This is a genomic window from Pseudomonas sp. 300, from assembly GCF_055803035.1.
The window spans coordinates 3,564,474-3,588,444 of sequence record NZ_JAVLRV010000002.1 but is presented as its reverse complement, the minus strand read 5'-3'; the positions used below and the strand labels follow the sequence as shown (position 1 = coordinate 3,588,444).

Annotated in this window: 23 protein-coding genes and 1 pseudogene; 13 read left to right on the top strand and 11 right to left on the bottom strand. The window is 59.6% G+C overall.

The window, feature by feature from the left end; all coding sequences use genetic code 11:
• Nucleotides 1-6 precede the first annotated feature (6 nt).
• From Q7W83_RS22920 to Q7W83_RS22905, 4 genes are all read right to left on the bottom strand, one after another.
• Entirely contained in the window at nt 7-723 is a 717-nt protein-coding gene (locus Q7W83_RS22920) for a fimbria/pilus chaperone family protein (protein WP_150639660.1), read from the bottom strand.
• 51 nt (nt 724-774) lie between these two features.
• Nucleotides 775-1,395, bottom strand: coding sequence for a DUF1120 domain-containing protein (locus Q7W83_RS22915; RefSeq protein ID WP_150639661.1), 621 nt, complete (start codon nt 1,393-1,395; stop codon nt 775-777).
• A gap of 66 nt (nt 1,396-1,461) precedes the next feature.
• A complete protein-coding gene (locus tag Q7W83_RS22910; protein ID WP_458377064.1) occupies nt 1,462-2,091 on the bottom strand; it encodes a DUF1120 domain-containing protein in 630 nt (209 codons plus the stop codon).
• A gap of 328 nt (nt 2,092-2,419) precedes the next feature.
• On the bottom strand, nt 2,420-3,058 hold the full coding sequence (locus tag Q7W83_RS22905; RefSeq protein WP_150639663.1) for a DUF1120 domain-containing protein: 639 nt from the start codon (nt 3,056-3,058) through the stop codon (nt 2,420-2,422).
• A 351-nt stretch (nt 3,059-3,409) separates the two neighbouring features.
• Between Q7W83_RS22905 and Q7W83_RS22900 the strand changes: the two are divergent.
• From Q7W83_RS22900 to Q7W83_RS22885, 4 genes and pseudogenes are all read left to right on the top strand, one after another.
• A pseudogene (locus Q7W83_RS22900) lies at nt 3,410-4,044 on the top strand (response regulator).
• Between the two features lie 114 nt (nt 4,045-4,158).
• Nucleotides 4,159-4,629, top strand: a complete 471-nt coding sequence (locus tag Q7W83_RS22895) for a nuclear transport factor 2 family protein (RefSeq protein ID WP_473657132.1) — start codon at nt 4,159-4,161, stop codon at nt 4,627-4,629.
• A 40-nt stretch (nt 4,630-4,669) separates the two neighbouring features.
• Nucleotides 4,670-4,999: a GIY-YIG nuclease family protein gene (locus tag Q7W83_RS22890; protein WP_473657130.1), complete on the top strand. Its 330-nt coding sequence runs from the start codon at nt 4,670-4,672 to the stop codon at nt 4,997-4,999.
• A gap of 88 nt (nt 5,000-5,087) precedes the next feature.
• Entirely contained in the window at nt 5,088-6,023 is a 936-nt protein-coding gene (locus Q7W83_RS22885; RefSeq protein WP_150639667.1) for a glutathione S-transferase family protein, read from the top strand.
• Nucleotides 6,024-6,101: 78 nt separating this feature from the next.
• Here Q7W83_RS22885 and Q7W83_RS22880 read toward each other — a convergent pair whose 3' ends face one another.
• Together Q7W83_RS22880 and yejK are read right to left on the bottom strand one after the other, a co-directional pair.
• Complete coding sequence (locus Q7W83_RS22880; RefSeq protein WP_150639668.1) at nt 6,102-6,452, bottom strand: glutaredoxin family protein; 351 nt, start codon at nt 6,450-6,452, stop codon at nt 6,102-6,104.
• Nucleotides 6,452-7,456, bottom strand: a complete 1,005-nt coding sequence (gene yejK, locus Q7W83_RS22875; RefSeq protein ID WP_473657127.1) for a nucleoid-associated protein YejK — start codon at nt 7,454-7,456, stop codon at nt 6,452-6,454. The genes Q7W83_RS22880 and yejK overlap by 1 nt, the downstream gene beginning before the upstream one ends.
• Before the next feature lie 406 nt (nt 7,457-7,862).
• Between yejK and Q7W83_RS22870 the strand changes: the two genes are divergently transcribed.
• Nucleotides 7,863-8,144 carry an HU family DNA-binding protein gene (locus Q7W83_RS22870; RefSeq protein WP_007905514.1) on the top strand — a complete coding sequence of 94 codons (282 nt, stop codon included), beginning with the start codon at nt 7,863-7,865 and terminating at the stop codon, nt 8,142-8,144.
• A gap of 213 nt (nt 8,145-8,357) precedes the next feature.
• Here Q7W83_RS22870 and rlmF read toward each other — a convergent pair whose 3' ends face one another.
• From rlmF to Q7W83_RS22845, 5 genes are all read right to left on the bottom strand, one after another.
• Nucleotides 8,358-9,380, bottom strand: a complete 1,023-nt coding sequence (rlmF, locus tag Q7W83_RS22865) for a 23S rRNA (adenine(1618)-N(6))-methyltransferase RlmF (RefSeq protein WP_150631256.1) — start codon at nt 9,378-9,380, stop codon at nt 8,358-8,360.
• A gap of 269 nt (nt 9,381-9,649) precedes the next feature.
• On the bottom strand, nt 9,650-12,496 hold the full coding sequence (locus Q7W83_RS22860; protein ID WP_150631255.1) for a valine--tRNA ligase: 2,847 nt from the start codon (nt 12,494-12,496) through the stop codon (nt 9,650-9,652).
• Nucleotides 12,497-12,719: 223 nt separating this feature from the next.
• On the bottom strand, nt 12,720-13,106 hold the full coding sequence (locus Q7W83_RS22855) for a DNA polymerase III subunit chi (protein ID WP_150631254.1): 387 nt from the start codon (nt 13,104-13,106) through the stop codon (nt 12,720-12,722).
• 8 nt (nt 13,107-13,114) lie between these two features.
• Entirely contained in the window at nt 13,115-13,543 is a 429-nt protein-coding gene (locus tag Q7W83_RS22850) for a DNA polymerase III subunit chi (protein ID WP_150631253.1), read from the bottom strand.
• A 60-nt stretch (nt 13,544-13,603) separates the two neighbouring features.
• Entirely contained in the window at nt 13,604-15,094 is a 1,491-nt protein-coding gene (locus Q7W83_RS22845; RefSeq protein WP_150631252.1) for a leucyl aminopeptidase, read from the bottom strand.
• A gap of 311 nt (nt 15,095-15,405) precedes the next feature.
• Between Q7W83_RS22845 and lptF the strand changes: the two genes are divergently transcribed.
• The 8 genes from lptF to pdxJ all read left to right on the top strand — a co-directional run bounded on the left by lptF (nt 15,406) and on the right by pdxJ (nt 23,818).
• Complete coding sequence (gene lptF / locus Q7W83_RS22840; protein ID WP_150631251.1) at nt 15,406-16,524, top strand: LPS export ABC transporter permease LptF; 1,119 nt, start codon at nt 15,406-15,408, stop codon at nt 16,522-16,524.
• Nucleotides 16,517-17,578, top strand: coding sequence for an LPS export ABC transporter permease LptG (gene lptG / locus Q7W83_RS22835; protein WP_473657119.1), 1,062 nt, complete (start codon nt 16,517-16,519; stop codon nt 17,576-17,578). The genes lptF and lptG overlap by 8 nt, the downstream gene beginning before the upstream one ends.
• A gap of 172 nt (nt 17,579-17,750) precedes the next feature.
• A complete protein-coding gene (gene lepA / locus Q7W83_RS22830; protein WP_150631249.1) occupies nt 17,751-19,550 on the top strand; it encodes a translation elongation factor 4 in 1,800 nt (599 codons plus the stop codon).
• Between the two features lie 5 nt (nt 19,551-19,555).
• Nucleotides 19,556-20,410: a signal peptidase I gene (gene lepB / locus Q7W83_RS22825; RefSeq protein WP_150631248.1), complete on the top strand. Its 855-nt coding sequence runs from the start codon at nt 19,556-19,558 to the stop codon at nt 20,408-20,410.
• Between the two features lie 184 nt (nt 20,411-20,594).
• A complete protein-coding gene (rnc, locus tag Q7W83_RS22820; protein WP_010463056.1) occupies nt 20,595-21,284 on the top strand; it encodes a ribonuclease III in 690 nt (229 codons plus the stop codon).
• Nucleotides 21,277-22,179: a GTPase Era gene (gene era / locus Q7W83_RS22815; RefSeq protein WP_150631247.1), complete on the top strand. Its 903-nt coding sequence runs from the start codon at nt 21,277-21,279 to the stop codon at nt 22,177-22,179. Before rnc ends, era begins: the two co-directional genes overlap by 8 nt.
• Before the next feature lie 162 nt (nt 22,180-22,341).
• Nucleotides 22,342-23,025, top strand: a complete 684-nt coding sequence (recO, locus tag Q7W83_RS22810; protein ID WP_150631246.1) for a DNA repair protein RecO — start codon at nt 22,342-22,344, stop codon at nt 23,023-23,025.
• 49 nt (nt 23,026-23,074) lie between these two features.
• A complete protein-coding gene (gene pdxJ, locus Q7W83_RS22805) occupies nt 23,075-23,818 on the top strand; it encodes a pyridoxine 5'-phosphate synthase (RefSeq protein ID WP_150631245.1) in 744 nt (247 codons plus the stop codon).
• Nucleotides 23,819-23,971: the final 153 nt, after the last annotated feature.

Genomic DNA, 23,971 nt, shown 5'->3' with positions numbered 1-23,971 from the left:
AGGGATTCAGGACTGGATGGGCGCCTCGTAATGCGGCACTGCAAAGCCGTAGACCGTCGCCGGTTGAAAACGCACCTGCGTGGCGGCGCCTTCGGGCACCTTGATGCTGATGTGCTCACCGGGCAGCACGTAGGTTTTCGGCAACATCGCGTTGCCCGCCGCCGGCAACAATTGCACTTCCTGGCCCAGACGGACCACGTAAGGCGTGTCGTTGCGCACGGTCAGTTGACCGTCCTTCAGCGACCATTTCAGGTCGGTCCACGGCGTGCGATTGGGCGCCAGGCCTTTGGGGTGCAGGATCACCGGCAAATTCTGCCGCACGGTTACGCCGACTCGTGCCTGTCCGGCTTCGGCGGGGGTTTTGCCCTGGGGTATGCCTTCGAAGATCACCCGCTTCAAACGCTGGGTCAGCAAGGGTTTTTCCGATTGCAGAATGAACCGCACCAATTGGGTCTTGCCCGCTTCGACGCGTGCCAGCGGTGGCGTCACGAACACCAGCGATTCGCTGTCTTCTGCAATGTCTTCGAGGGTGACGTGCATCAACGCCAGGTTGGCATCGGTGTTGGTTACGGACACGGACGCTTCGCCGTCAGCCTCGTTGACGATGACCACCGAAGTGTTCGGCACCATGCCGTCGGCCTGGGCGTGTGCGGTCAGCAGCAGCGCAAATGCGCCGAGGCCGGAATGGAACAGATGACGGGTGACTTTGGAAAACATCGTCATGACGAGTCTCATTGAATGTTCAAAAAAAATGGAACCGGCAACACCGGCCGATCAGTAGTTCAGTTGCACGGTGACGTGCCCGTCGATGGGGATTTCATCGGTCAGCGGCAGGTCGTTGGCGCCAACGATGGTGGTAAACGCCGTGAGCCGCGCACGCAAATCCTTGATGGCAATCGGTGTGCTCAGGTCGTTCAATGCCGCGAACGCGGTCTGGCCAGCGTGTCCCAGGTAGGAGGACACTCGCCAGGTGGCACCGTCGTTGAGGGAAATGATGGATCTCACCGCAGCCCCATCGGCCACCGTATCGAACAGGCCCAGTGCAACGCTGCCCAGGTTCTGGTCGTCGTTGATGGTGCCCAGCCCGTGACTATTGGGGTGGATGGCGGAAGTGCCTTCGCGGTTGTCGATCGTCGTCAGGGTAAACGGCGTGGCGCCACCGCAATTCACCTGCAGATACAGCGTGCTGTTTTCCAGGGCTGTGGGCTGGTCCGGTCTCAGGTTTTTCACCGTGACTTTACCGTGGTCGACGATGCCGCCGCCGGACAGGCTGGGTGTGCAGGCGCTGGGGGTGATCAGGCCGGTGACGCTCAGGTGGGTGCTGCTGGCGGCGAGGGCCACGGGGACGCAGGCGATCAGCAGTGGGGTCAATAGAGCGAGGGAGCATCTGTCCATGATGGGTCGTCCTTTGAGTGAGCGGGTAACGCTGTGTTCCGGGCGTTACCCGTTGATGGCGGAGGGTTACAGGTACTCGATCTGTAGGGTTGCAGAGCCGTCGAGTGCGACTTCGTCGGTCAGGGTCAGGCTGTTGGCGGGGGCGATGGAGGTGTTTAGCCACATGTCCACTGTGACGTTTTCAACGAACTCAGGTGTCCAGGTGCCACTGATCCGGTTGCCAAACGCGATCCAGTCGTTCGGTAGCTTCGCTTCGTCATCGGCAAGCCCTGTCCAGGTGGCGCCCTCGTTCCTTGAATACCCAACGCTCACCGGAACGTTTGCGACCGGGTTTTTGAAACCCAACTGGTAGTAGCCCAGTTTTTCAGTTCCATTGATCAGGCCCAACCCCATCTCGCTACCCAGACTTGCTGTGCCTGCCTGGTTGTCGAGAGTACTGATCGCAAACTGCGCTGATGCATCGCAGTTCACTGTGAGCTGAATGGTTTTGATGTCGAGTGGGGTGTGAGCAGTTTCACGCAGGTCTTTCGCGGAGATTTTTCCGTAATCAATGACACCACCGTTGGCGAGAGTCGGTTCACAGGCCACCGGAGTAATGATGCCCGTCACCGTCAGGTCAGTACTGGACGCCGCGAACGCCGACGATGCACCGGTCAGCAGCAAGGCAGCGGTCAAAAGGGATAAACGCTTGTTCATGTATGGCTCTTCGTTGATGAAAGACTGTTGGGAGTTGCCCTATACGGACAGGGCGCAATCTATCGGTCGAGGTCGCCAGGCGGAATGCAACTAATACGAAAAACGGCACCGCGGTGTATGAACGTATGTTGCGGGTTGTCCCGGGTGGTTTTTGTGGGATTTGATGTGGGGTGAATGGCCCTGCAGGCGTAGGGCATTTCTTTTGGTTTTGTAGGCGTAAGTTGCAGATCCGTTGCGCGTTGCGCGAGGAGGGAGGTCGTTATTGACAGGCGTACCGGGAGAGCGGGCAACGCGAGATGTCAGGCGTTGCCGGTCAGAGGATGGCGGGTTACAGGTACTCGATCTGCAGGGTTGCAGAGCCGTCGAGTGCGACTTCGTCGGTCAGGGTCAGAGTGTTGGCAGGGGCGATCAAGGCAGTGACCACAATATCCACCGTCACGGCGCGAAGGAAGTCAGGTGCATAACCACTACCGGTAGCGTTGCCAAACGCAACCCAATAGGTCCGTGGAATAAAATCTTCTTCTGGAAAAACCCGCCAGCTTTTTCCCTCGTCATGCGACGACAGTAGTTGCACTGCGAGATCAGCGACCGGCTTTTTGAAACCCAGGTAGTAATGCCCCAACTTTTCATTTCCGTTGATCAATCCCAGACCGAAGTTCTGCACGCCACCAATCAGGCTTGCTGTGTTCTTTCGATTGTCTGCGAGGCTGATCGCAAACTGCTCGGCTGCATCGCAGTTAACCGTCAGTTGAATGGTCTGTTCGCCGAGTGGCGTGTGGATGATCTGATTCAGATCTTTCGCGGATCTTTTCCCGTAATCGACGATACCGCCATTGGTCAGGCTCGGGGTGCAAGCGGCCGGTGTGATGATGCCCGTTACCGTCAGGTCAGTGCTCGACGCCGCGAATGCCGACGATGCGCCTGCCAGAAGTAAAGCTGCCGTCAGCAGCGATAGACGTTTGTTCATGTGTCGGGTCTTCCTTGATGAAGGACTGCTGGAATTGCCCTGTGCGGGCAGGGCGCAATCTATCGGCCGAGGGGTGCAGGCGGAATGCAACTAATACGAAAACGGCGAGCCTGGTGTATGTAAGCGTGTTGCGGGCTGCGATCGTCTTTCTGCGTCGCGATGTTTGTAGTCCTTCTGTGTGGCCGATGTAGCTTGTAAATGTAGGGCGGTTCTTTTTGTTTTATAGGAGAAAGAACAGGCCCCCGATTACATTGGGTGAGGTGGTTTTACGCTCGGGAAAGGGCGTTGTGGTAGGACCCGGACGGCGCTATTTTTCGCGCATTCCAGTCACCAAACAGGATAAATCCGACAATGCGCGTAATCATTGCTGACGACCATCCGGTCGTTCGTATCGGCATGCGAATGCTCGTCGATCTGAACCGGACATGTGTGGTGGTAGGGGAGGCGGAGGGTCCCGACAGTCTGTTGAGTCTGCTGTACACGACGCCTTGTGTGATCTGTTGATCACCGACTTCTGCATGCCGGGCAACCTGCAGGCCGACGGGCTGAAGATGCTGAGCCGGGTGCGACGCAGCTACCCGACGATGCCGATCATTCTGGTCACGATGTTTGCCAACGTCACCACGCTGCGGGCGGCGTTCGCACTCGGCGTGGTGGCGATCATCGACAAAAGCGCGTCGGCCAAGGAACTGCCCCTGGCGATCAAATCAGTGGGTGAAGGTCGCGGTTATATCAGCGAGTCGTTGCGCACTGCGCTGCTTCAGGCAGACGCGCGCGGTCAGTCGAGTTCCGCTGTGCTTTCCGCTAAAGAGCACGAAGTGGTCAGAATGCTCGCCAGTGGCATGACCGTCAGTGAAATCGCCGGCTACTTCAAACGCAGCGTTTCCACCATCAGCAAACAGAAAAGCATGGCCATGCAGCGGCTGGGCATTTCCACGGATGTGGACCTGTTTGCCTATGCCCGTGAGAGTGGCATGGTGCATTAGGCTTGGGCACACCAGAGGGTATTTGCGCCACGAATGCCGGTAGTGTTCTGGCCATTAGTTGACTATCGTGCAGGCAATTCTACGAAGCCCGTTTTCAAACCAGGGAGCCTATCCATGAGTGATGCCCACAACGCCTTGATTACCCGGTTCTACGAAGCCTTCCAGCGTCTGGATGCCGAGGCCATGAGTGCCTGCTACACCGACGACGTGGTGTTCAGTGATCCGGCATTTGGCCAATTGCGCGGGCGCGACGCGGGCGACATGTGGCGCATGCTCACCACCCGGGCCAAGGACTTTTCCCTGACCTTCGATAACGTGCGCAGCGATGAACGCAGCGGCGGCGCGCATTGGGTGGCGACGTACCTGTTCAGCCAGACCGGCAATACCGTGATCAACGACATTCAGGCCCGTTTTGTCTTTCGCGATGGCAAGATCTGCGAGCATCACGACAGTTTTGATCTGTGGACCTGGTCGCGTCAGGCTCTGGGGTTCAAGGGCCTGCTGCTGGGCTGGACGCCTTTGGTGAGAAACGCCGTTCGCGCTCAGGCCTTGAAGGGGCTGAAGGCATTTCAGGCCAGTCGCTGATAAGATCGCGGCTTGTTTCCTTTCAAGCCTTGATCGTCACGTGAACACGCCGAGCGAACCCGCCGCCAATGCCGCCAATGCCGCCGAACCGACGCTGCCGGTCAGCAAGCCCTGGTTCGTCTACCTCGTTCGCGCGGCCAACGGTTCGCTCTACTGCGGGATCAGCGACGATCCCGTCCGCCGCTTCGCCACTCATCAGAGCGGTAAAGGCGCGCGCTTCTTTCTCTCCAGTCCGGCTGTTGCGTTGGTCTATACCGAAGTCTGTCGCGATAAAAGCGAAGCGCTGCGCCAGGAACGGCTGATCAAAAAACTCAAGAAAAGCGCCAAGGAGTGTCTGGTGGCGACCTTTGCGGCCGGCTTATCAATCTGACTGATAAGTTCCCATCAGGCGGATGGGTGGGAGGCTCGCGCAATGCGCGCTAAGCTGCGGATTCCCTATCCGTGCGGCGGAGCCGAGCATGTCCGAGTTGATTCTTCATCATTACCCGACGTCCCCTTTTGCCGAAAAGGCCCGCCTGCTGCTGGGCTTCAAGGGGCTGTCCTGGCGCTCGGTAAAAATTTCGCCGGTGATGCCAAAGCCTGATCTGACGGCCCTGACTGGCGGCTATCGCAAGACCCCGGTGTTGCAGATAGGCGCTGATATTTATTGCGACACTTCGCTGATCGCCCGTCGACTGGAGCAGGAAAAAGCCTTGCCGGCGTTCTTCCCGGAAGGTCAGGAAATGATCACTGCAACCTTCGCCGCGTGGGCGGACTCGGTGGTGTTCCAGCATGCGGTCAGCCTGGTGTTTCAGCCGGAATCGATCGCTGTGCGCTTCGGCGCTATGCCGCCAGAAGCGATCAAGGCGTTCCTGGCCGATCGCGCCGGGTTGTTCAGTGGCGGCAGCGCTACCCGGTTGTCCGCCGAGCAAGCCCGGCATCAATGGCCGACGATCATGGGGCGCCTGGAGCAGCAGCTTCAGCGCGAGCAGGGCGACTTCCTGTTCGGCGAACCGTCGATTGCCGACTTTGCCCTGGCGCACTGCCTGTGGTTCCTCAAGGCTACGCCGGTGACTGCACCGTTGGTCGATGCCTATCCGGCGGTTTCTGCGTGGTTCGGGCGGGTGATGGGCTTCGGTCATGGCGCGTCCAGCGAGATGACGTCCGAAGAGGCGTTGGAAGTGGCGCGCAAGGCGACACCGGCCGCGTTGCCGGATGAGCAGTCCGACGAGCCTAACGGGTTTGAGTTGGGTCAGCAGGTGGTCATCGCGGCGACCGATTACGGTGTTGATCCGGTGGCCGGGGAGTTGCTGTTTGCCGGGCGGGAGGAATTGATTCTGCGCCGCGAAGACGAACGTGGCGGTGTGGTGCATGTGCACTTTCCGCGGTTTGGTTTCCGTATCGAAAAACAGTAAGCGCGGATTACTGGTCATGCACCGACCTGCAGGCGCTGGCAAGCCAGCGCGTGCAAAGGATTGTGTCGTGCTGGAGAGTTACTTCAGGGCCGCAAGAATGGCATCCGGGTCATACCCACGAATCAGCGTCCCGTTGACATCGATGATCGGAATCCCGCCGCCACCCAACGCCTCGTAGGCCTTGCGCGCCTCGGCGTCCTTCTCGATATCGAATGCTTTGTACGGAATGCCTTTCTGATCGAGAAAGCGCCGGGTCAGTTTGCAGTAACCACACCATTCAGTGGCGTAGAGCACGACGTTGGCCTTGGCCTGGGTCTGTTCGGACACCACCTGCGAAGGATTGAACACCCGCTCGATCTTGCCCCAGTTCTGATAAACCACGACCACCAGCAGGATCAGCAGGCATTTCTTCAGCACGCCGCCAAGCATCAGTTGCGTCGCTTGAGCTGGTCAGTCAGCTGAGTCGGCAGGCCTTTGATGATCAGCGTGCCGGCTTCTTCGTCGTACTCGATCTTCGAGCCCAGCAGGTGCGCTTCGAAGCTGATCGACAGCCCTTCGGCGCGACCGGTGAAGCGACGGAACTGGTTCAGGGTGCGTTTGTCCGCCGGAATCTCCGGCGACAGGCCGTAGTCCTTGTTGCGGATGTGATCGTAGAAGGCTTTCGGGCGTTCTTCGTCAATCAGCCCGGAGAGTTCTTCCAGGCCCATGGGCTCGCCCATTTTTGCCTGGCTGCTGGCGTAATCCACCAGGGTCTTGGTTTTTTCGCGGGCGGACTCTTCCGGCAGGTCTTCGCTTTCCACGAAATCGCTGAACGCCTTGAGCAGCGTGCGGGTTTCGCCGGGACCGTCGACCCCTTCCTGGCAGCCGATGAAGTCGCGGAAATACTCCGAAACCTTTTTGCCGTTCTTGCCTTTGATGAACGAAATGTACTGCTTGGACTGTTTGTTGTTCTGCCACTCCGAGACGTTGATCCGCGCCGCGAGGTGCAACTGGCCAAGGTCGAGGTGGCGGGACGGGGTCACGTCCAGCTCATCGGTCACTGCAACGCCTTCACTGTGGTGCAACAGGGCGATCGCCAGGTAATCGGTCATGCCCTGCTGGTAATGCGCAAACAGCACGTGGCCGCCCACCGAGAGGTTCGACTCTTCCATCAGCTTTTGCAGGTGCTCCACCGCCACACGACTGAACGCCGTGAAATCCTTGCCGCCGTCGAGGTATTCCTTCAGCCAGCCGCTGAACGGATGCGCCCCGGACTCGGCATGGAAGAAACCCCAGGCCTTGCCTTGTTTGGCGTTGTAGCTCTCGTTGAGGTCGGCAAGCATGTTCTCGATGGCGCTGGACTCGGCCAGTTCCGAGTCACGAGCGTGGAGAACTGCGGGTGTGCCATCGGGTTTTTTGTCGATCAGGTGGACGATGCAATGACGGATCGGCATGGGCTTCTCGGCTGTTTGAAGCGGCTGGTTGGAGAGAGCAGGGCAGGCTCCCGAAAAAGTGCCAAGTGTACCGCAACCACTGGTTTTGGCGCGGTGCGAAGGGCAATTCGCAGGCGTGCGGCAGCGCTTATGCAGTTTTTTGCCGTTTTAGAGCAATAAAGCTGACCAAATGGCTAGCTAGAGGCGGATATTTCCCCGTCTCTGTGCTAGTTTTGCCCGGTCTTGCGCGAAGTCACTGCGTTAAGCGTGCATTCAGCATTTGTCAGGTCGAACCAAACCCTGATTTCGGTATCTATAACCCCGATCCCGTGGTTATTGGCCGAGGGTGCCAGATCCAGAAGATCGGGCTCGATGGCTGACACTGCACTCTGCAATCCATATGAATTTGATAGGGAAGGAACACTACATGGCTCTTACTAAAGACCAACTGATCGCCGACATCGCTGAAGCTATCGACGCGCCAAAAACCACCGCGCGTAATGCTCTGGACCAACTGGGCCAAATCGTTGCCGATCAGCTGGAAAACGGCGGCGAAATCACTCTGCCAGGTATCGGCAAACTGAAAGTGACTGAGCGTCCTGCCCGTACCGGCCGTAACCCTTCGACTGGCGCTGCCATCGAAATCGCTGCCAAGAAAGTTATCAAGCTGGTTGTGGCCAAAGGCCTGACCGACGCTGTTAACAAGTAAGACGCAGTAAAAAAAAGCCGTGCTCCGGAGCGATCCGGGCACGGCTTTTTTGTGTCTGTGATTCAGCGATTGACCTGCAAACATCTAAACCCATGTGGGAGCGAGCCTGCTCGCGAAAGCGATCTGACAGTCAACATTGATGTGACTGATCAACCGCTTTCGCGAGCAGGCTCGCTCCCACATTGGATTTTCACAGGTCAGAAATGGCTTTACTCAGCTTTTACGCGCCCAACGCTCGCGCCACACCTGTTGCTCGGATTTGGTCTGGAAGGTCCAGGCGACGAAGCGGCTTTGCTTCTGGCCCTGGGACATTTCCACGACCTGGCTTTCCAGCACGCCGGCCTTTTTCAGCGCCGTCTGAATCGCCGGCAGGTTCGAGGCTTTCGAGACCAGGGTGCTGAACCACAGCACTTTGTGTTGAAAATGCGCGCTCTCGGCGATCAGTTGCGTCACAAAACGCGCTTCGCCGCCCTCGCACCACAGTTCGGCCGACTGACCACCAAAGTTCAGCACCGGCAATTTGCGTTTCGGGTCGGCGCGACCGAGTGCGCGCCATTTACGCTCGCTGCCCTTGGTCGCTTCGTCCATCGAAGCGTGGAACGGTGGATTGCACATGGTCAGGTCAAAGCGTTCGCCGGGTTCGAGCAAGCCCAGCAGAATGTGCTTGGGATTAGTCTGCTGGCGCAACTGAATGGCCTTGTTCAGACCGTTGGACTGGACGATGGCTTTGGCGGCGGCCACGGCGGTCGGGTCGATTTCCGAGCCGAGGAAGTGCCAGCGGTAGTCGCTGTAACCGATCAACGGATAGACGCAGTTGGCGCCCATGCCGATATCGAGCACCTTGACCGGCGCGCCGCGCGGGATCTCTCCGTCATTGACGCTGGCCAGCAGGTCGGCCAGGAAGTGCACATAGTCAGCACGCCCCGGCACCGGCGGGCACAGGTAATCGGCCGGAATGTCCCAATGCGCCACGCCATAAAACGACTTGAGCAGCGCCCGGTTGAACACGCGCACCGCGTCGGGGCTGGCGAAGTCGATGCTTTCCTTGCCGTACGGGTTGGTGATCACGAACTTCGCCAGTTCCGGCGTGCTCTTGATCAGCTCCGGGAAGTCGTAGCGACCCTGATGGCGATTGCGCGGGTGCAGGCTGGCCTTCGGACGTGGTTCCACGGCTTTGGCCGGGGTGGCGGAGTCAGGCTTCTTGCGCGCGGGGCGGGGAGTGCGGGGGGCGTTCATGGGCGTTGTCGATTCGGGTATGGCTAAAAGTGGTGGGCATTGTCCCACATCCGGGCCTTGTGAACGCAATTGTGACAAACACCGCGTCATCCCTCTGTAGGAGTGAGCCTGCTCGCGATGGGGCCATGACATTCAACATTGATGGTGGCTGAAAGTCCGCTATCGCGAGCAAGCTCGCTCCCACAGGGGATTTGCGCTGATGGGGAGAAAGCGTCGGGCACAAAAAAGGGAGGCCATTGTTGGCCTCCCTCTTTCATTGCGCGTTGCCGTTACAGGCTGGCAATCCGCGCATGCTGCTCGGCCAGTTTGCCCAAAGCCTGTTCGGCTTCAGCCAGTTTGGCGCGTTCTTTCTCGATGACTTCGGCCGGGGCCTTGTCGACGAAACCGGCGTTGGACAGTTTTCCACCGACGCGCTGGACTTCGCCCTGCAGACGCAGAATTTCCTTGTCCAGACGTGCCAGTTCGGCGTCCTTGTCGATCAGGCCGGCCATCGGCACCAGCACTTCCATCTCGCCTACCAGCGCGGTGGCGGACAGCGGTGCTTCTTCGCCGGCAGCCAGGACGGTGATCGATTCGAGGCGAGCCAGTTTCTTCAACAGGGCTTCGTTCTCGGTGAGACGACGCTGATCTTCAGCGCTGACGTTCTTCAGGAACAGGTTCAGCGGCTTGCCCGGCCCGATGTTCATCTCGGCGCGGATATTGCGCGTGCCGAGCATCAAGGTTTTCAGCCATTCGATGTCATCTTCGGCGCCCTGATCGATACGCGCTTCGTTGGCCACTGGCCAAGGCTGCAGCATGATTGTCTTGCCTTCGATACCGGCCAGCGGCGCGATGCGCTGCCAGATTTCTTCGGTGATGAACGGCATGAACGGATGCGCCAGGCGCAGCGCGACTTCCAGTACCCGAACCAGCGTGCGACGCGTACCGCGCTGACGCTCGACCGGTGCGTTCTCGTCCCACAGCACAGGCTTGGACAGTTCCAGGTACCAGTCGCAGTACTGGTTCCAGATGAACTCGTACAAGGCTTGTGCCGCCAGGTCGAAGCGGAACTGGTCGAGTTGGCGAGTCACTTCAGCTTCGGTGCGTTGCAGCTGCGAGATGATCCAGCGATCCGCCAGCGACAGCTCGTAGGCTTCGCCGTTCTGGCCACAGTCTTCGCCCTTGTCCAGCACGTAGCGCGCCGCGTTCCAGATCTTGTTGCAGAAGTTGCGATAGCCTTCGACGCGGCCCATGTCGAACTTGATGTCGCGACCAGTGGATGCCAGCGAGCAGAAGGTGAAACGCAGGGCATCGGTGCCGTAGCTGGCGATGCCGTCGGCGAACTCGTCGCGAGTCTGCTTCTCGATCTTCTTCGCCAGTTTCGGCTGCATCATGCCGGAGGTGCGTTTCTGCACCAGCGCTTCCAGCTCGATACCGTCGATGATGTCCAGCGGGTCAAGGACGTTGCCCTTGGACTTGGACATCTTCTGGCCCTGGCCATCTCGCACCAGACCGTGCACATAAACGGTCTTGAACGGAACCTGCGGCGTGCCGTCTTCGTTTTTCACCAAATGCATGGTGAGCATGATCATCCGGGCAACCCAGAAGAAAATGATGTCGAAGCCGGTGACCAGCACGTCGGTGGAGTGGAATTTCTTCAGGAACTCGGTCTGCTCAGGCCAGCCGAGCGTGGAGAACGTCCACAGGCCCGAACTGAACCAGGTGTCGAGAACGTCGTTGTCCTGTTGCAGCGCAACGTCCGGGCCGAGGTTGTTCTTGGCGCGCACTTCGGCTTCGTCGCGACCGACGTAGACCTTGCCCGACTCGTCGTACCAGGCCGGAATCCGGTGGCCCCACCACAACTGACGGCTGATGCACCAATCCTGGATGTCGCGCATCCACGAGAAGTACATGTTTTCGTACTGTTTTGGCACGAACTGGATACGGCCGTCTTCAACGGCGGCAATCGCTGGCTCGGCCAACGGCTTGGTGGACACGTACCATTGGTCGGTCAGCCACGGCTCGATGATGGTGCCGGAACGGTCGCCTTTCGGCACTTTCAGCGCGTGATCATTGACGCTGACCAGCAGGCCGGCCGCATCGAACGCGGCAACGATTTGCTTGCGCGCTTCGAAGCGGTCGAGGCCGACGTATTCGGCCGGGATCTTGCCGTCGATGCTTTCGTTCAGCGTGCCGTCGAGGTTGAACACCTGACAGGCCGGCAACACGGCGGCGTTCTTGTCGAAGATGTTCAGCAGCGGCAGGTTGTGGCGCTTGCCGACTTCGTAGTCGTTGAAATCGTGCGCCGGGGTGATTTTCACGCAACCGGTGCCGAATTCCGGATCGCAGTAATCGTCGGCGATGATCGGTATGCGGCGGCCGACCAGCGGCAGCTCGACAAATTTGCCGATCAAGGCTTTGTAGCGTTCGTCGTTCGGGTTAACGGCCACGGCGGCGTCGCCGAGCATGGTTTCCGGGCGAGTGGTCGCGACGATGAGGAAATCGTGGCCTTCAGCGGTCTTGACGCCGTCGGCCAGCGGGTACTTCAGGTTCCACAGGAAACCTTTCTCGTCGTGGTTTTCCACTTCGAGGTCGGAAATCGCCGTGTGCAACTTGGTGTCCCAGTTGACCAGACGCTTGCCGCGATAGATCAGGCCGTCTTCGTGCAGGCGCACGAACGCTTCTTTAACCGCTTCCGAGAGGCCGTCGTCCATGGTGAAGCGCTCACGGCCCCAGTCCACGGACGAGCCGAGACGGCGGATCTGACGGCTGATGTTGCCGCCGGACTGATCCTTCCATTCCCAGACTTTCTCAAGGAATTTCTCACGGCCCAGGTCATGACGATTCTGGCCCTGGGCTTCGAGTTGGCGTTCCACCAGCATTTGCGTGGCGATACCGGCGTGGTCGGTGCCCGGCTGCCACAGGGTGTTGCGACCCTGCATGCGGCGGAAACGGATCAGGGCGTCCATGATCGCGTTGTTGAAGCCGTGCCCCATGTGCAGGCTGCCGGTGACGTTCGGCGGGGGGATCATGATGGTGTAGGACTCGCCCGCGCCTTGCGGGGCGAAGTAATTCTCTGACTCCCAGGTGTTGTACCAGGAAGTTTCAATGGCGTGCGGCTGGTAGGTCTTATCCATGCGCGGCGGGACCCTATTGGCATTAATTCAGGAAAAGCCGACGAGTATAGCGGGGCATGGGGCGCAGGGCGAGCGGGGGCGGACAGTGCGCGCCCTCAAAAATGGTGCAAGTCCCCTGTGGGAGCGAGCCTGCTCGCGATGGCGGGGTATCAGTCACCCTTTAAGTCGACTGGCACACCGCTATCGCGAGCAGGCTCGCTCCCACAGAGAAACTGGTTTGGGTTCAGTCGTTGTACTGGCTCAACAACCGTTCCAGACGCGCACTGAGGCGGCGTTTGATTTCGGTTTCGATGTGCGGGGCGAAGTCGTCGATCACGTCTTGCATGATCAGTTGTGCGGCGGCGCGCAGTTCGCTGTCCAGGTGCAGCAGGTCGTCGGGACCTTTGGGGGCGGCGGCCGGTTGCGCGGCAGCGACGACGGGTGTCGGTTCGACGATTGGCTGGCTGGCGCTGACCGTGTCGAACAACATCGGAATCTGTTCCTGGTCACCGTCTTCGACCGTGTCGGTCAGCAGCGGTGGTTGCAGGTTGTCATCGCCGAGCAGTTGGCGGATCGACTCGAGGTCGTCCAGCAGGTGCGCGGACTTTTGCAGCGGTTTTGGAGTGTCCATCGGAATGCTCAGAGTCGCTGTAAACGGTGATCTTGCAGAGGATAGCCCTGTTCGCGGTAGAAACGGAAACTCTCCCGCGCAGCCGTGCGTATCGCCGGATCTTCCACCACCACTTCCGCCACGCGGGCGAATTTGTTGGCGAAGGCCGGGACTTTCAGGTCGAGGTTGACCAGCAAATCCTGATGTTGACCGCAGTCATCGCCAAGACCCAGCACGATCAAACCGTCCGGTTCGTTTTCGGCAGGGCCGTGGGGCACGAAGCTTTCGCCCTTGAAGGCCCACAGGCGCGCATCGAGATCGTCACGCTGGGCGGCATCGCTGCAATGCAGGTAGATGCGATGACCCATGCGCCAGGCTTTTTCGGTGAGCTTGCAGGCAAAATCCAGCCGTGCCGAAGGATCGGCGCTGGGCAGGATATAGAAGTCGACTTTGGTCATTGCGGTTCCTGAGCCTTGAGCGGCGTCATACGGAAATGACGCCGCCCGAGGTCATCGGTTTCAGGCTTTGGCGCGGTCCAACAGGTATTGGGTCAGCAATGGAACCGGACGGCCAGTGGCGCCCTTGTCCTTGCCGCCGCTGGTCCAGGCCGTGCCGGCGATGTCCAGGTGCGCCCAGTTCAGGTTCTTGGTGAAGCGCGACAGGAAGCAGGCAGCGGTGATGGTGCCGGCTTTCGGGCCACCAATGTTGGCGATGTCGGCGAACGGGCTGTCCAGCTGCTCTTGATACTCATCGAACAGCGGCAGTTGCCATGCACGGTCGTCGGCAGCCTTGCCGGCGCTCAGCAGTTGGCCGATCAGTTCGTCGTTGTTGCCCAGCAGGCCGGAGGTGTGTGCGCCCAATGCAACGACGCAAGCGCCGGTCAGGGTCGCGATGTCGATCACGGCTTGTGGCTTGAAACGCTCGGAGTAGGTCAGGGCGTCGCACAGCACCAGACGGCCTTCGGCGTCGGTGTTGAGGATTTCCACGGTCTGGCCGCTCATGGTCGTGACGATGTCGCCCGGACGCGAAGCGTTGCCGCTCGGCATGTTCTCGGCGCAGGCGAGGATGCAGACCAGGTTGATCGGCAGCTTCAGCTCGAGCACGGCACGCAGGGTGCCGAAGACGCTGGCGGCGCCGCCCATGTCGTACTTCATTTCATCCATGCCGGCGCCCGGCTTCAGGCTGATGCCGCCGGTGTCAAAGGTGATGCCTTTGCCGACCAGGGCGTACGGCTTCTCGGATTTCTTGCCGCCGTTGTATTGCATGACGATCAAGCGCGGCGGTTGGGCGCTGCCCTGGCCGACGGCGTAGAACGAGCCCATGCCCAGTTCCTTGATCTTCTTCTCATCAAGGACTTCGACTTTCAGGCTTTTGAATTCTTTACCGAGGTTTTTCGCTTGTTCGCCGAGGAACGTCGGGTGGCAGATGTTCGGCGGCAGGTTGCCCAGGTTGCGGGTAAACGCCATGCCGTTGGCGATCGCAGTGGCGTGGGCCACGGCGCGTTCGACTTCAGCCTGGGCTGCCTTGATGGTCACGAGGGTGACTTTTTTCAGGGCGCGAGGTTCGGTTTTCTGGCTCTTGAACTGATCGAAGGTGTATTCGCCGTCCACGAGGGTTTCGGCCAGCAGACGGGTTTTGCCGTAGCTGTCGCGACCCTTGACGATCACTTCGTCCAGCGCCAGCACGGCATCGCTGCCGCCCAGGCCTTTAAGGGTGTTGAGGACGCCGGCGATGATTTTGCGGAACGGGCGGTCACCCAGCTCTTCGTCCTTGCCCACGCCGACCAGCAACACGCGCTCGGCCTTGAGGTTCGGCAGGCTGTGAAGCAACAGGCTCTGGCCAACCTTGCCGGCCAGGTCGCCGCGCTTGAGTACAGCGCTGATGGCGCCGCCGCTCAGTTCGTCGAGTTGTTTGGCCACGGCACCGAGCTTGCGGCCTTCGCCGACAGCGACCACCAGCGTGGCGGTTTTCAACGTTTCCGGGTTAACGCTTTTTACAACCAGTTCCATGTCCGGGTCCCTGAATGATGGGTCAACGCGCGAGTGCTCGACGACAGACGTTCGAGCCTGCTTATTTATAGTGCGAAAGACGCAAGTCACGGCTTGCGACAAAGGCCGCAGTTTGAACCTCGCTAGCGGCGCCTGACAACCCTCGGTTGTACGATCTTCAACGCTTTGACCGCCTGCGCAACCATGCGCAGTGACAGGCGCACCCAATCACAGGATAATGCGCCAACTTTTTTCGGCGGCTCTGCCTTGCGGGCTGCCTGATACGTTTGCTTGTTTGGCCGCCTTAGCCTGACAACCCTGGAGTGTCTGGTTTGATCGTCTTCCGTTACCTATCCCGCGAAGTCCTGTTGACCTTGAGCGCCGTCAGTGCCGTGCTGCTGGTCATCATCATGAGCGGACGCTTCATCAAATACCTCGCCCAGGCGGCGGCTGGTCTTCTGGACCCGGGCTCGCTGTTCCTGATCATGGGTTTTCGTCTGCCAGGCTTTCTGCAGCTGATCCTGCCGCTGGGCCTGTTTCTCGGGATCCTGCTGGCCTACGGTCGCCTGTACCTTGAAAGCGAAATGACCGTGCTCTCTGCCACGGGCATGAGCCAGCAGCGCCTGTTCACCATGACCCTGTTTCCGGCCACCCTGGTGGCACTGGTGGTAGCGTGGTTGAGCCTGAGCCTGGCGCCGCAAGGAGCCAATCAGTTCCAGTTGCTGCTGAACAAGCAAGACGCGCTGACCGAGTTCGATACCCTCGAGCCGGGTCGCTTCCAGGCCCTGCGTGACGGCACCCGGGTGACCTACACCGAAACACTGTCGGATGACCGCATCAACCTTGGCGGGGTGTTCATTTCGCAAAAGAACATTTCGTCGGACAAGAAGGATCGCGGGATTTCCGTGTTGGTGGCCGAGAAGGGCCGTCAGGAAATCCGCCCTGACGGCAACCGCTACCTGATTCTCGACAACGGCTATCGCTACGACGGTAATCCGGGGCAGGCCGACTACCGTGCAATCAAGTACGAAGAGTACGGCGTGTTGCTGCCTAAGCCGGACGTCAGCGACGAAGTCACCGACCGTGATGCTATGCCCACCAGTTCGTTGCTCGGCAGTGATGACCTGCGTTCGCGCACCGAGCTGCAATGGCGCCTGTCGTTGCCCTTGCTGGTTTTCATCGTGACCTTGATGGCGGTGCCGCTGTCGCGGGTCAATCCGCGTCAGGGCCGTTTCCTCAAGCTGCTGCCGGCGATTCTTCTTTATATGGCTTACCTGAGCATCCTGATTGCCGCCCGCGGCGCCCTCGAAAAGGGCAAGATCCCGCCCGCGCTGGGCTTGTGGTGGGTTCACGCGATCTTCCTGTCCATCGGCCTTGGCTTGCTCTATTGGGAACCCTTGCAGTTGAAGCGGGCGAGTCGCCGCAGCGCGCTGGAGGTGGCCCGTGGTTAAGCTCGATCGCTACATCGGTAGCAGCGTCTTCATCGCGATCCTGGCGGTATTGGGGATTATTCTCGGCCTGGCGACGCTGTTTGCTTTCATCGACGAAATGAGTGACGTCAGCGATACCTACACCCTGCTCGATGTCCTGAGCTACGTCCTGCTGACCGCGCCGCGTCGGCTCTACGACATGTTGCCGATGGCGGCACTGATCGGCTGCCTGATCGGCCTCGGCAGTCTGGCCAGCCACAGTGAGCTGACGATCATGCGCGCAGCCGGCGTGTCGGTCGGTCGGATTGTCTGGGCCGTGATGAAGCCGATGCTGATCCTGATGGTCGTGGGTGTGTTGATCGGCGAGTACATCGCACCGGCGACCGAAAGCACCGCGCAGGCCAACCGCTCGCTGGCTCAAGGCAGTGGCGATGCGCAAAGCGCCAAGCATGGCCTGTGGCACCGTCAGGGCGAAGAATTTATCCACGTCAACTCGGTACAACCCAACGGCGTACTGTACGGCGTGACCCGTTATCGCTTCGACGATCAACGGCACATGCTGTCCTCGAGCTTCGCCAAGCGCGCGCAGTTCGACAAGGATCACTGGCAGTTGAGCGAAGTCACGACCACGCTGTTCCATGACAAGAGCACCGAAGTGGTCACGGCCCCGGTCGAGCGCTGGAACGTCGCACTGAGCCCGCAACTGCTGAGCACCGTGGTGATGTCGCCGGATTCGCTGTCGATCACCGGCCTGTGGGGTTACATCCACTATCTGGCGGATCAGGGGCTGAACAATGGCCGCTACTGGCTGGCGTTTTGGGTCAAAGTGTTGCAACCGCTGGTCACTGCCGCGCTGGTACTGATGGCGATTTCTTTCATCTTCGGTCCGTTGCGTTCGGTGACCCTCGGTCAGCGGGTGTTCACCGGCGTACTGGTGGGCTTTACCTTCCGCATCGTCCAGGATCTGCTGGGGCCTTCGAGCCTGGTGTTCGGCTTCTCGCCACTGTTTGCGGTGCTGGTGCCGGCGGGTGTGTGCGCCCTGGCCGGGGTCTGGTTGCTGCGCCGCGCCGGCTGATCACGGGTATTTCCCGTCCTCGCGGGTGACAAAAAAACGCCCCTGTCGCAAGACCGGGGCGTTTTTGTAGGTGCCGTCTGACCTGCGAACGTGACGCTTGCGCCGTGGATCAGGTACAATTCCCGGCTATTTTTCGGCGGGCTATGCCTGCAGCCTTTTTGAGTGTTGATCCGTGAGTGATTTGAGTCATATCCGCAATTTCTCCATCATCGCCCACATTGACCATGGCAAGTCGACGCTGGCCGATCGATTCATCCAGATGTGCGGCGGCCTTGCCGAGCGCGAAATGGAAGCCCAGGTGCTGGACTCCATGGACCTGGAACGTGAACGCGGGATCACCATCAAGGCCCACAGCGTCACCCTTTATTACACTGCGCGCGATGGCATCAAGTACCAGTTGAACTTCATTGACACCCCGGGCCACGTTGACTTCACCTATGAAGTCAGCCGGTCTCTGGCGGCCTGTGAAGGTGCGTTGCTGGTGGTCGATGCCGGCCAGGGCGTGGAAGCGCAATCGGTTGCCAACTGCTACACCGCCATCGAGCAGGGCCTGGAAGTCATGCCGGTCCTGAACAAGATCGACCTGCCTCAGGCCGATCCGGATCGTGTGAAAGAAGAAATCGAGAAAATCATCGGCATCGATGCCACCGATGCGGTCGAGTGCAGCGCCAAGACCGGCCTGGGCGTCGATGAAGTGCTCGAACGTCTGGTTCACACCATTCCTGCGCCAACCGGCAACTACGAAGATCCGCTGCAAGCGTTGATCATCGACTCCTGGTTCGACAACTACCTGGGCGTTGTGTCCCTGGTGCGCGTGCGCCACGGTCGCGTGAAGAAGGGCGACAAGATTCTCGTCAAATCCACCGGCAAGATCCACCTGGTGGACAGCGTCGGTGTATTCAACCCGAAACACACCCCTACGGCTGACCTCAAGGCTGGCGAAGTGGGCTTCATCATTGCCAGCATCAAGGACATTCACGGGGCGCCGGTCGGTGACACCCTGACCTTGAGCTCGACGCCAGACGTCGACGTGCTGCCAGGTTTCAAACGCATCCAGCCGCAGGTCTACGCCGGCCTGTTCCCGGTCAGCTCCGACGACTTCGAAGATTTCCGTGAAGCCCTGCAAAAGCTCACGCTCAACGATTCGTCGCTGCAGTACACCCCGGAAAGCTCCGACGCCCTGGGCTTCGGCTTCCGTTGCGGGTTCCTCGGCATGCTGCACATGGAAATCATCCAGGAGCGCCTGGAGCGCGAGTACGACCTGGACCTGATCACCACGGCACCGACAGTAATTTTCGAGCTGTTGCTGAAAACCGGTGAAACGATTTACGTCGATAACCCGTCCAAGCTTCCGGACGTGTCTACGATCGAAGACATGCGTGAGCCGATCGTGCGGGCCAATATTCTTGTGCCGCAAGAGCACCTGGGCAACGTCATTACCCTGTGCATCGAGAAGCGTGGCGTGCAACACGACATGCTGTTCCTCGGGTCCCAGGTCCAGGTGACCTACGATATTCCGATGAACGAAGTGGTCCTGGACTTCTTTGACCGTCTGAAATCCACCAGCCGTGGCTATGCTTCGCTGGATTACCATTTCGATCGTTACCAATCGGCTAGTCTGGTGAAGCTGGATGTGCTGATCAACGGTGACAAGGTCGACGCCCTGGCGCTGATCGTGCACCGTGACAATGCGAACTACAAAGGTCGCCAGTTGACCGAGAAGATGAAAGAACTGATTCCGCGCCAGATGTTCGACGTTGCGATCCAGGCCGCCATTGGCGGACAGATCATTGCGCGAACCTCCGTCAAGGCACTCAGAAAGAACGTATTGGCCAAATGCTACGGCGGTGACGTCAGCCGTAAGAAAAAACTGCTGGAAAAGCAAAAGGCCGGTAAGAAACGCATGAAGCAAGTCGGCAACGTGGAAATTCCACAAGAAGCCTTCCTTGCAGTGCTCAGGTTGGATAGTTAGGTCCTATGTCACTAAATTTCCCGCTGTTGCTGGTCATCGCCGTGTTCGTCTGCGGCCTGTTGGCGTTGCTCGATCTGGTTTTCCTGGCGCCGCGTCGGCGTGCGGCTATCGCTTCCTATCAGGGTAGCGTCAGCCAGCCTGACGGGTTGGTGGTCGAGAAGCTGAACAAAGAGCCGCTGCTGGTTGAGTACGGCAAGTCGTTCTTCCCGGTGTTGTTCATCGTACTGGTCCTGCGTTCGTTCCTGGTGGAGCCGTTCCAGATTCCTTCCGGCTCGATGAAACCGACGCTGGATGTTGGCGACTTCATTCTGGTGAGCAAGTTTTCTTACGGGATCCGCCTGCCGGTGATCGACAAGAAAGTCATCGACGTCGGTGATCCGCAGCGCGGCGATGTGATGGTGTTCCGTTACCCAAGTGATCCGAACGTCAACTACATCAAGCGTGTGGTCGGCCTGCCGGGTGACCAGGTTCGCTACACCGCCGACAAGCGCCTGTTCGTCAACGGTGAGTCGATTGCCGAGCAACTGGTCGGCTCCGAGCCGGGCACGCTGGGCAGCGCCGAGCTCTACAAGGAAAAACTCGGCGCTGCCGAGCACTTGATCCGCAAGGAAATGAGCCGTTATCGCGCATCGCCGGACCGTACCTGGACCGTGCCTGCCGGGCACTACTTCATGATGGGCGACAACCGCGACAACTCGAACGACAGTCGTTACTGGGATGATCCGAGCATTCCCAAGGATCTGCTGGGCATGGTTCCCGACAAGAATATCGTCGGCAAGGCCTTCGCAGTCTGGATGAGCTGGCCGGAACCCAAACTCAGTCACCTGCCGAATTTCTCGCGGGTTGGCCTGATCAAGTAATCACACACGGCGCTGTTGAACACAGCGCCGAATGCATTTCTGGAGTCGCCACAATCGGCGCCAGCGGCATGAAAACAATGATATTCAGGATGTAATTTTTGAACACAGCGTTAATTGTCCCAAGCCTGCGCCGCACCACGGCGATGGCGGTGGAATCCAGCCACGAACTCAGCGTGGGTAAACCGTGAGCGTCTCCTTAAGCCGTCTAGAGCGTCAGCTCGGCTACACCTTCAAAGATCAGGAACTGATGGTCCTGGCCCTGACTCACCGCAGTTTTGCCGGGCGCAACAACGAACGCCTGGAATTCCTCGGTGATGCCATCCTCAACTTCGTCGCTGGCGAGGCGCTGTTCGATCGCTTCCCGCTGGCCCGCGAAGGCCAGTTGTCGCGTTTGCGCGCACGCCTGGTGAAAGGTGAGACTCTGGCGGTACTGGCCCGCGGTTTCGATCTGGGCGAGTACTTGCGTCTGGGTTCCGGCGAGTTGAAAAGCGGCGGTTTCCGTCGCGAGTCGATTCTGGCCGATGCCCTGGAAGCGCTGATCGGTGCGATCTACCTGGACGCCGGCATGGACATGGCGCGTGAGCGCGTGCTGGCCTGGCTGGCCGGCGAGTTCGAAGGCCTGACACTGGTCGACACCAACAAAGATCCAAAAACCCGTCTGCAGGAATTCCTGCAATCGCGGGGTTGCGAGCTGCCGCGTTACGAAGTGGTGGATATCCAGGGTGAGCCGCATTGCCGGACGTTTTTCGTCGAATGTGAAATCACCTTACTGAATGAAAAAAGCCGAGGTCAGGGTGTGAGTCGTCGTATTGCCGAACAGGTAGCGGCCGCCGCAGCACTGATTGCCCTGGGTGTGGAGAATGGCAATGACTGATTCAATCGCAACACGCTGTGGCTATGTTGCCATCGTCGGCCGTCCCAACGTGGGCAAGTCCACGCTGCTGAACCACATCCTCGGCCAGAAGCTCGCGATCACTTCGCGCAAGCCGCAAACTACCCGCCACAACATGCTGGGCATCAAGACCGAGGGCGCCGTCCAGGCGATCTACGTCGACACCCCGGGTATGCACAAGGGCGGCGAAAAGGCCTTGAACCGTTACATGAACAAAACCGCTTCGGCGGCGTTGAAAGACGTCGACGTGGTGATCTTCGTGGTTGACCGCACCAAGTGGACCGACGAAGACCAGATGGTCCTCGAGCGCGTCCAGTACGTGACCGGCCCGCTGATCGTGGCGCTGAACAAGACCGACCGCATCGAAGACAAAGCCGAGCTGATGCCGCACCTGAGCTGGTTGCAGGAGCAGCTGCCGAACGCGCAGATCATGCCGATCTCGGCCCAGCACGGGCACAACCTTGAAGCGCTGGAGCGGGTGATTGCCGGTTACCTGCCGGAAAACGATCACTTCTTCCCGGAAGACCAGATCACCGACCGCAGCAGCCGCTTCCTCGCTGCTGAACTGGTGCGCGAGAAAATCATGCGCCAGATGGGCGCCGAGCTGCCGTACCAGATCACCGTGGAAATCGAAGAGTTCAAGCAGCAGGGGAAAACCCTGCACATTCATGCGTTGATCCTCGTCGAACGTGACGGCCAGAAGAAAATCATCATTGGTGACAAGGGCGAGCGCATCAAGCGCATCGGCACCGAGGCACGCAAGGACATGGAGCTGCTGTTCGACTCCAAGATCATGCTCAACCTCTGGGTGAAAGTGAAAGGCGGCTGGTCCGACGACGAACGCGCGCTGCGTTCGCTGGGTTACGGCGACCTGTAATACTGCATAAAGATCTACTGTGGGAGCGAGCCTGCTCGCGATGAGGGCCTGGTATTCAACATCAATGTTGACTGACAGACCGCTATCGCGAGCAGGCTCGCTCCCACATTGGTTTTGGGCTATTTGTAAAACTGCATTCCTTCATTGAGATCTGCGATTTCCATGTCCCAACCCATCGGCCAACCCGCCTACGTCCTCCACTCCCGCGCCTACCGTGAAACCAGCGCATTGGTGGACTTCCTCACGCCGCAAGGTCGGCTGCGGGCGGTGTTGCGCAGTGCGCGGGGCAAGGCCGGGACGCTGGCGCGGCCGTTCGTGCCGTTGGAGGTCGAGTTCCGGGGGCGAGGTGAGTTGAAGAATGTCGGGCGCATGGAAAGCGCCGGCATTTCCACCTGGCTCAACGGTGAGGCGCTGTTCAGCGGTCTTTACCTCAATGAGTTGCTGATTCGGCTGCTGCCGTCAGAAGATCCCCATCCGGCGGTCTTCGATCACTACGCCGCAACCTTGCTCGCGTTGGCCGAAGGCCGTCCGCTGGAACCGCTGCTGCGCTCCTTTGAATGGCGCCTGCTCGATGATCTCGGGTACGGCTTCGCGCTGTCCACCGACATCCATGGCGAACCCATCGCGCCGGACGGCCTCTACCGATTGCAAGTCGATGCGGGGCTGGAGCAGGTCTATCTGTTGCAACCCGGTCTGTTCAACGGCACTGAACTGCTGGCCATGGCGGACGCTGACTGGTCTGCCCCCGGCGCGCTGTCCGCGGCCAAGCGTCTGATGCGCCAGGCGCTGGCCGTTCATCTGGGCGGTCGTCCCCTCGTCAGTCGCGAGTTGTTTCGCAAGCCCTGATCACCCCGTATGCTGTGCACCGAACTTTCTCTTCTTCTGGAGCGCTTCCGTGACCACCAGCAATCGCATTCTTCTTGGCGTGAACATCGACCACGTTGCCACCCTGCGTCAGGCCCGGGGCACTCGCTATCCCGATCCGGTCAAGGCGGCACTGGACGCGGAAGAGGCGGGTGCTGACGGCATCACCGTGCACCTGCGTGAAGACCGCCGGCACATCCAGGAGCGCGATGTTCTGTTGCTCAAGGATGTGTTGCAAACCCGCATGAACTTCGAAATGGGCGTCACCGAAGAAATGATGGCGTTCGCCGAGCGCATCCGTCCGGCGCACATTTGCCTGGTCCCGGAAACCCGTCAGGAACTGACCACCGAAGGCGGTCTGGACGTGGCGGGGCAGGAAGCGCGAATCAAGGCGGCGGTGGAACGTCTGGCGAAGATCGGTTGCGAAGTGTCGCTGTTCATCGATGCAGACGAGCGGCAGATCGAAGCGTCCCGTCGTGTCGGTGCCCCGGCGATTGAATTACACACCGGCCGTTATGCCGATGCCGAGACGCCGACGGACGTGGCTGAAGAGCTCAAGCGCGTGGCCGATGGCGTGGCGTTTGGCCTGGCGCAAGGGCTGATCGTCAATGCCGGCCACGGTTTGCACTATCACAACGTAGAGGCGGTCGCGGCAATCAAGGGCATCAACGAATTGAACATCGGCCATGCGCTGGTGGCGCATGCGTTGTTTGTCGGGTTCAAGTCGGCGGTGTCTGAAATGAAGGCGTTGATTCTGGCCGCCGCAAAAGCCTAGGCCGAACACAAAAAAACTGTGGGAGCGAGCCTGCTCGCGATGGCGTCTTAACATTCAACGAAGGTGTTGATTGTAAGACCGCTATCGCGAGCAGGCTCGCTCCCACATTTGATTGGTGGTGCCTGTCAGAGCTGCGGGGTTTCCTGGCTCGGT

What these genes read in the sequence shown, in the direction of transcription:
- Q7W83_RS22920 (WP_150639660.1), bottom strand. Translation starts at nt 723, where the DNA reads ATGACGATGTTTTCCAAAGTCACCCGTCATCTGTTCCATTCCGGCCTC.
- Q7W83_RS22915 (WP_150639661.1), bottom strand. Translation starts at nt 1,395, where the DNA reads ATGGACAGATGCTCCCTCGCTCTATTGACCCCACTGCTGATCGCCTGC.
- Q7W83_RS22910 (WP_458377064.1), bottom strand. Translation starts at nt 2,091, where the DNA reads ATGAACAAGCGTTTATCCCTTTTGACCGCTGCCTTGCTGCTGACCGGT.
- Q7W83_RS22905 (WP_150639663.1), bottom strand. Translation starts at nt 3,058, where the DNA reads ATGAACAAACGTCTATCGCTGCTGACGGCAGCTTTACTTCTGGCAGGC.
- Q7W83_RS22895 (WP_473657132.1), top strand. Translation starts at nt 4,159, where the DNA reads ATGAGTGATGCCCACAACGCCTTGATTACCCGGTTCTACGAAGCCTTC.
- Q7W83_RS22885 (WP_150639667.1), top strand. Translation starts at nt 5,088, where the DNA reads ATGTCCGAGTTGATTCTTCATCATTACCCGACGTCCCCTTTTGCCGAA.
- Q7W83_RS22880 (WP_150639668.1), bottom strand. Translation starts at nt 6,452, where the DNA reads ATGCTTGGCGGCGTGCTGAAGAAATGCCTGCTGATCCTGCTGGTGGTC.
- yejK (WP_473657127.1), bottom strand. Translation starts at nt 7,456, where the DNA reads ATGCCGATCCGTCATTGCATCGTCCACCTGATCGACAAAAAACCCGAT.
- Q7W83_RS22870 (WP_007905514.1), top strand. Translation starts at nt 7,863, where the DNA reads ATGGCTCTTACTAAAGACCAACTGATCGCCGACATCGCTGAAGCTATC.
- rlmF (WP_150631256.1), bottom strand. Translation starts at nt 9,380, where the DNA reads ATGAACGCCCCCCGCACTCCCCGCCCCGCGCGCAAGAAGCCTGACTCC.
- Q7W83_RS22860 (WP_150631255.1), bottom strand. Translation starts at nt 12,496, where the DNA reads ATGGATAAGACCTACCAGCCGCACGCCATTGAAACTTCCTGGTACAAC.
- Q7W83_RS22855 (WP_150631254.1), bottom strand. Translation starts at nt 13,106, where the DNA reads ATGGACACTCCAAAACCGCTGCAAAAGTCCGCGCACCTGCTGGACGAC.
- Q7W83_RS22850 (WP_150631253.1), bottom strand. Translation starts at nt 13,543, where the DNA reads ATGACCAAAGTCGACTTCTATATCCTGCCCAGCGCCGATCCTTCGGCA.
- Q7W83_RS22845 (WP_150631252.1), bottom strand. Translation starts at nt 15,094, where the DNA reads ATGGAACTGGTTGTAAAAAGCGTTAACCCGGAAACGTTGAAAACCGCC.
- lepB (WP_150631248.1), top strand. Translation starts at nt 19,556, where the DNA reads ATGTCACTAAATTTCCCGCTGTTGCTGGTCATCGCCGTGTTCGTCTGC.
- era (WP_150631247.1), top strand. Translation starts at nt 21,277, where the DNA reads ATGACTGATTCAATCGCAACACGCTGTGGCTATGTTGCCATCGTCGGC.
- recO (WP_150631246.1), top strand. Translation starts at nt 22,342, where the DNA reads ATGTCCCAACCCATCGGCCAACCCGCCTACGTCCTCCACTCCCGCGCC.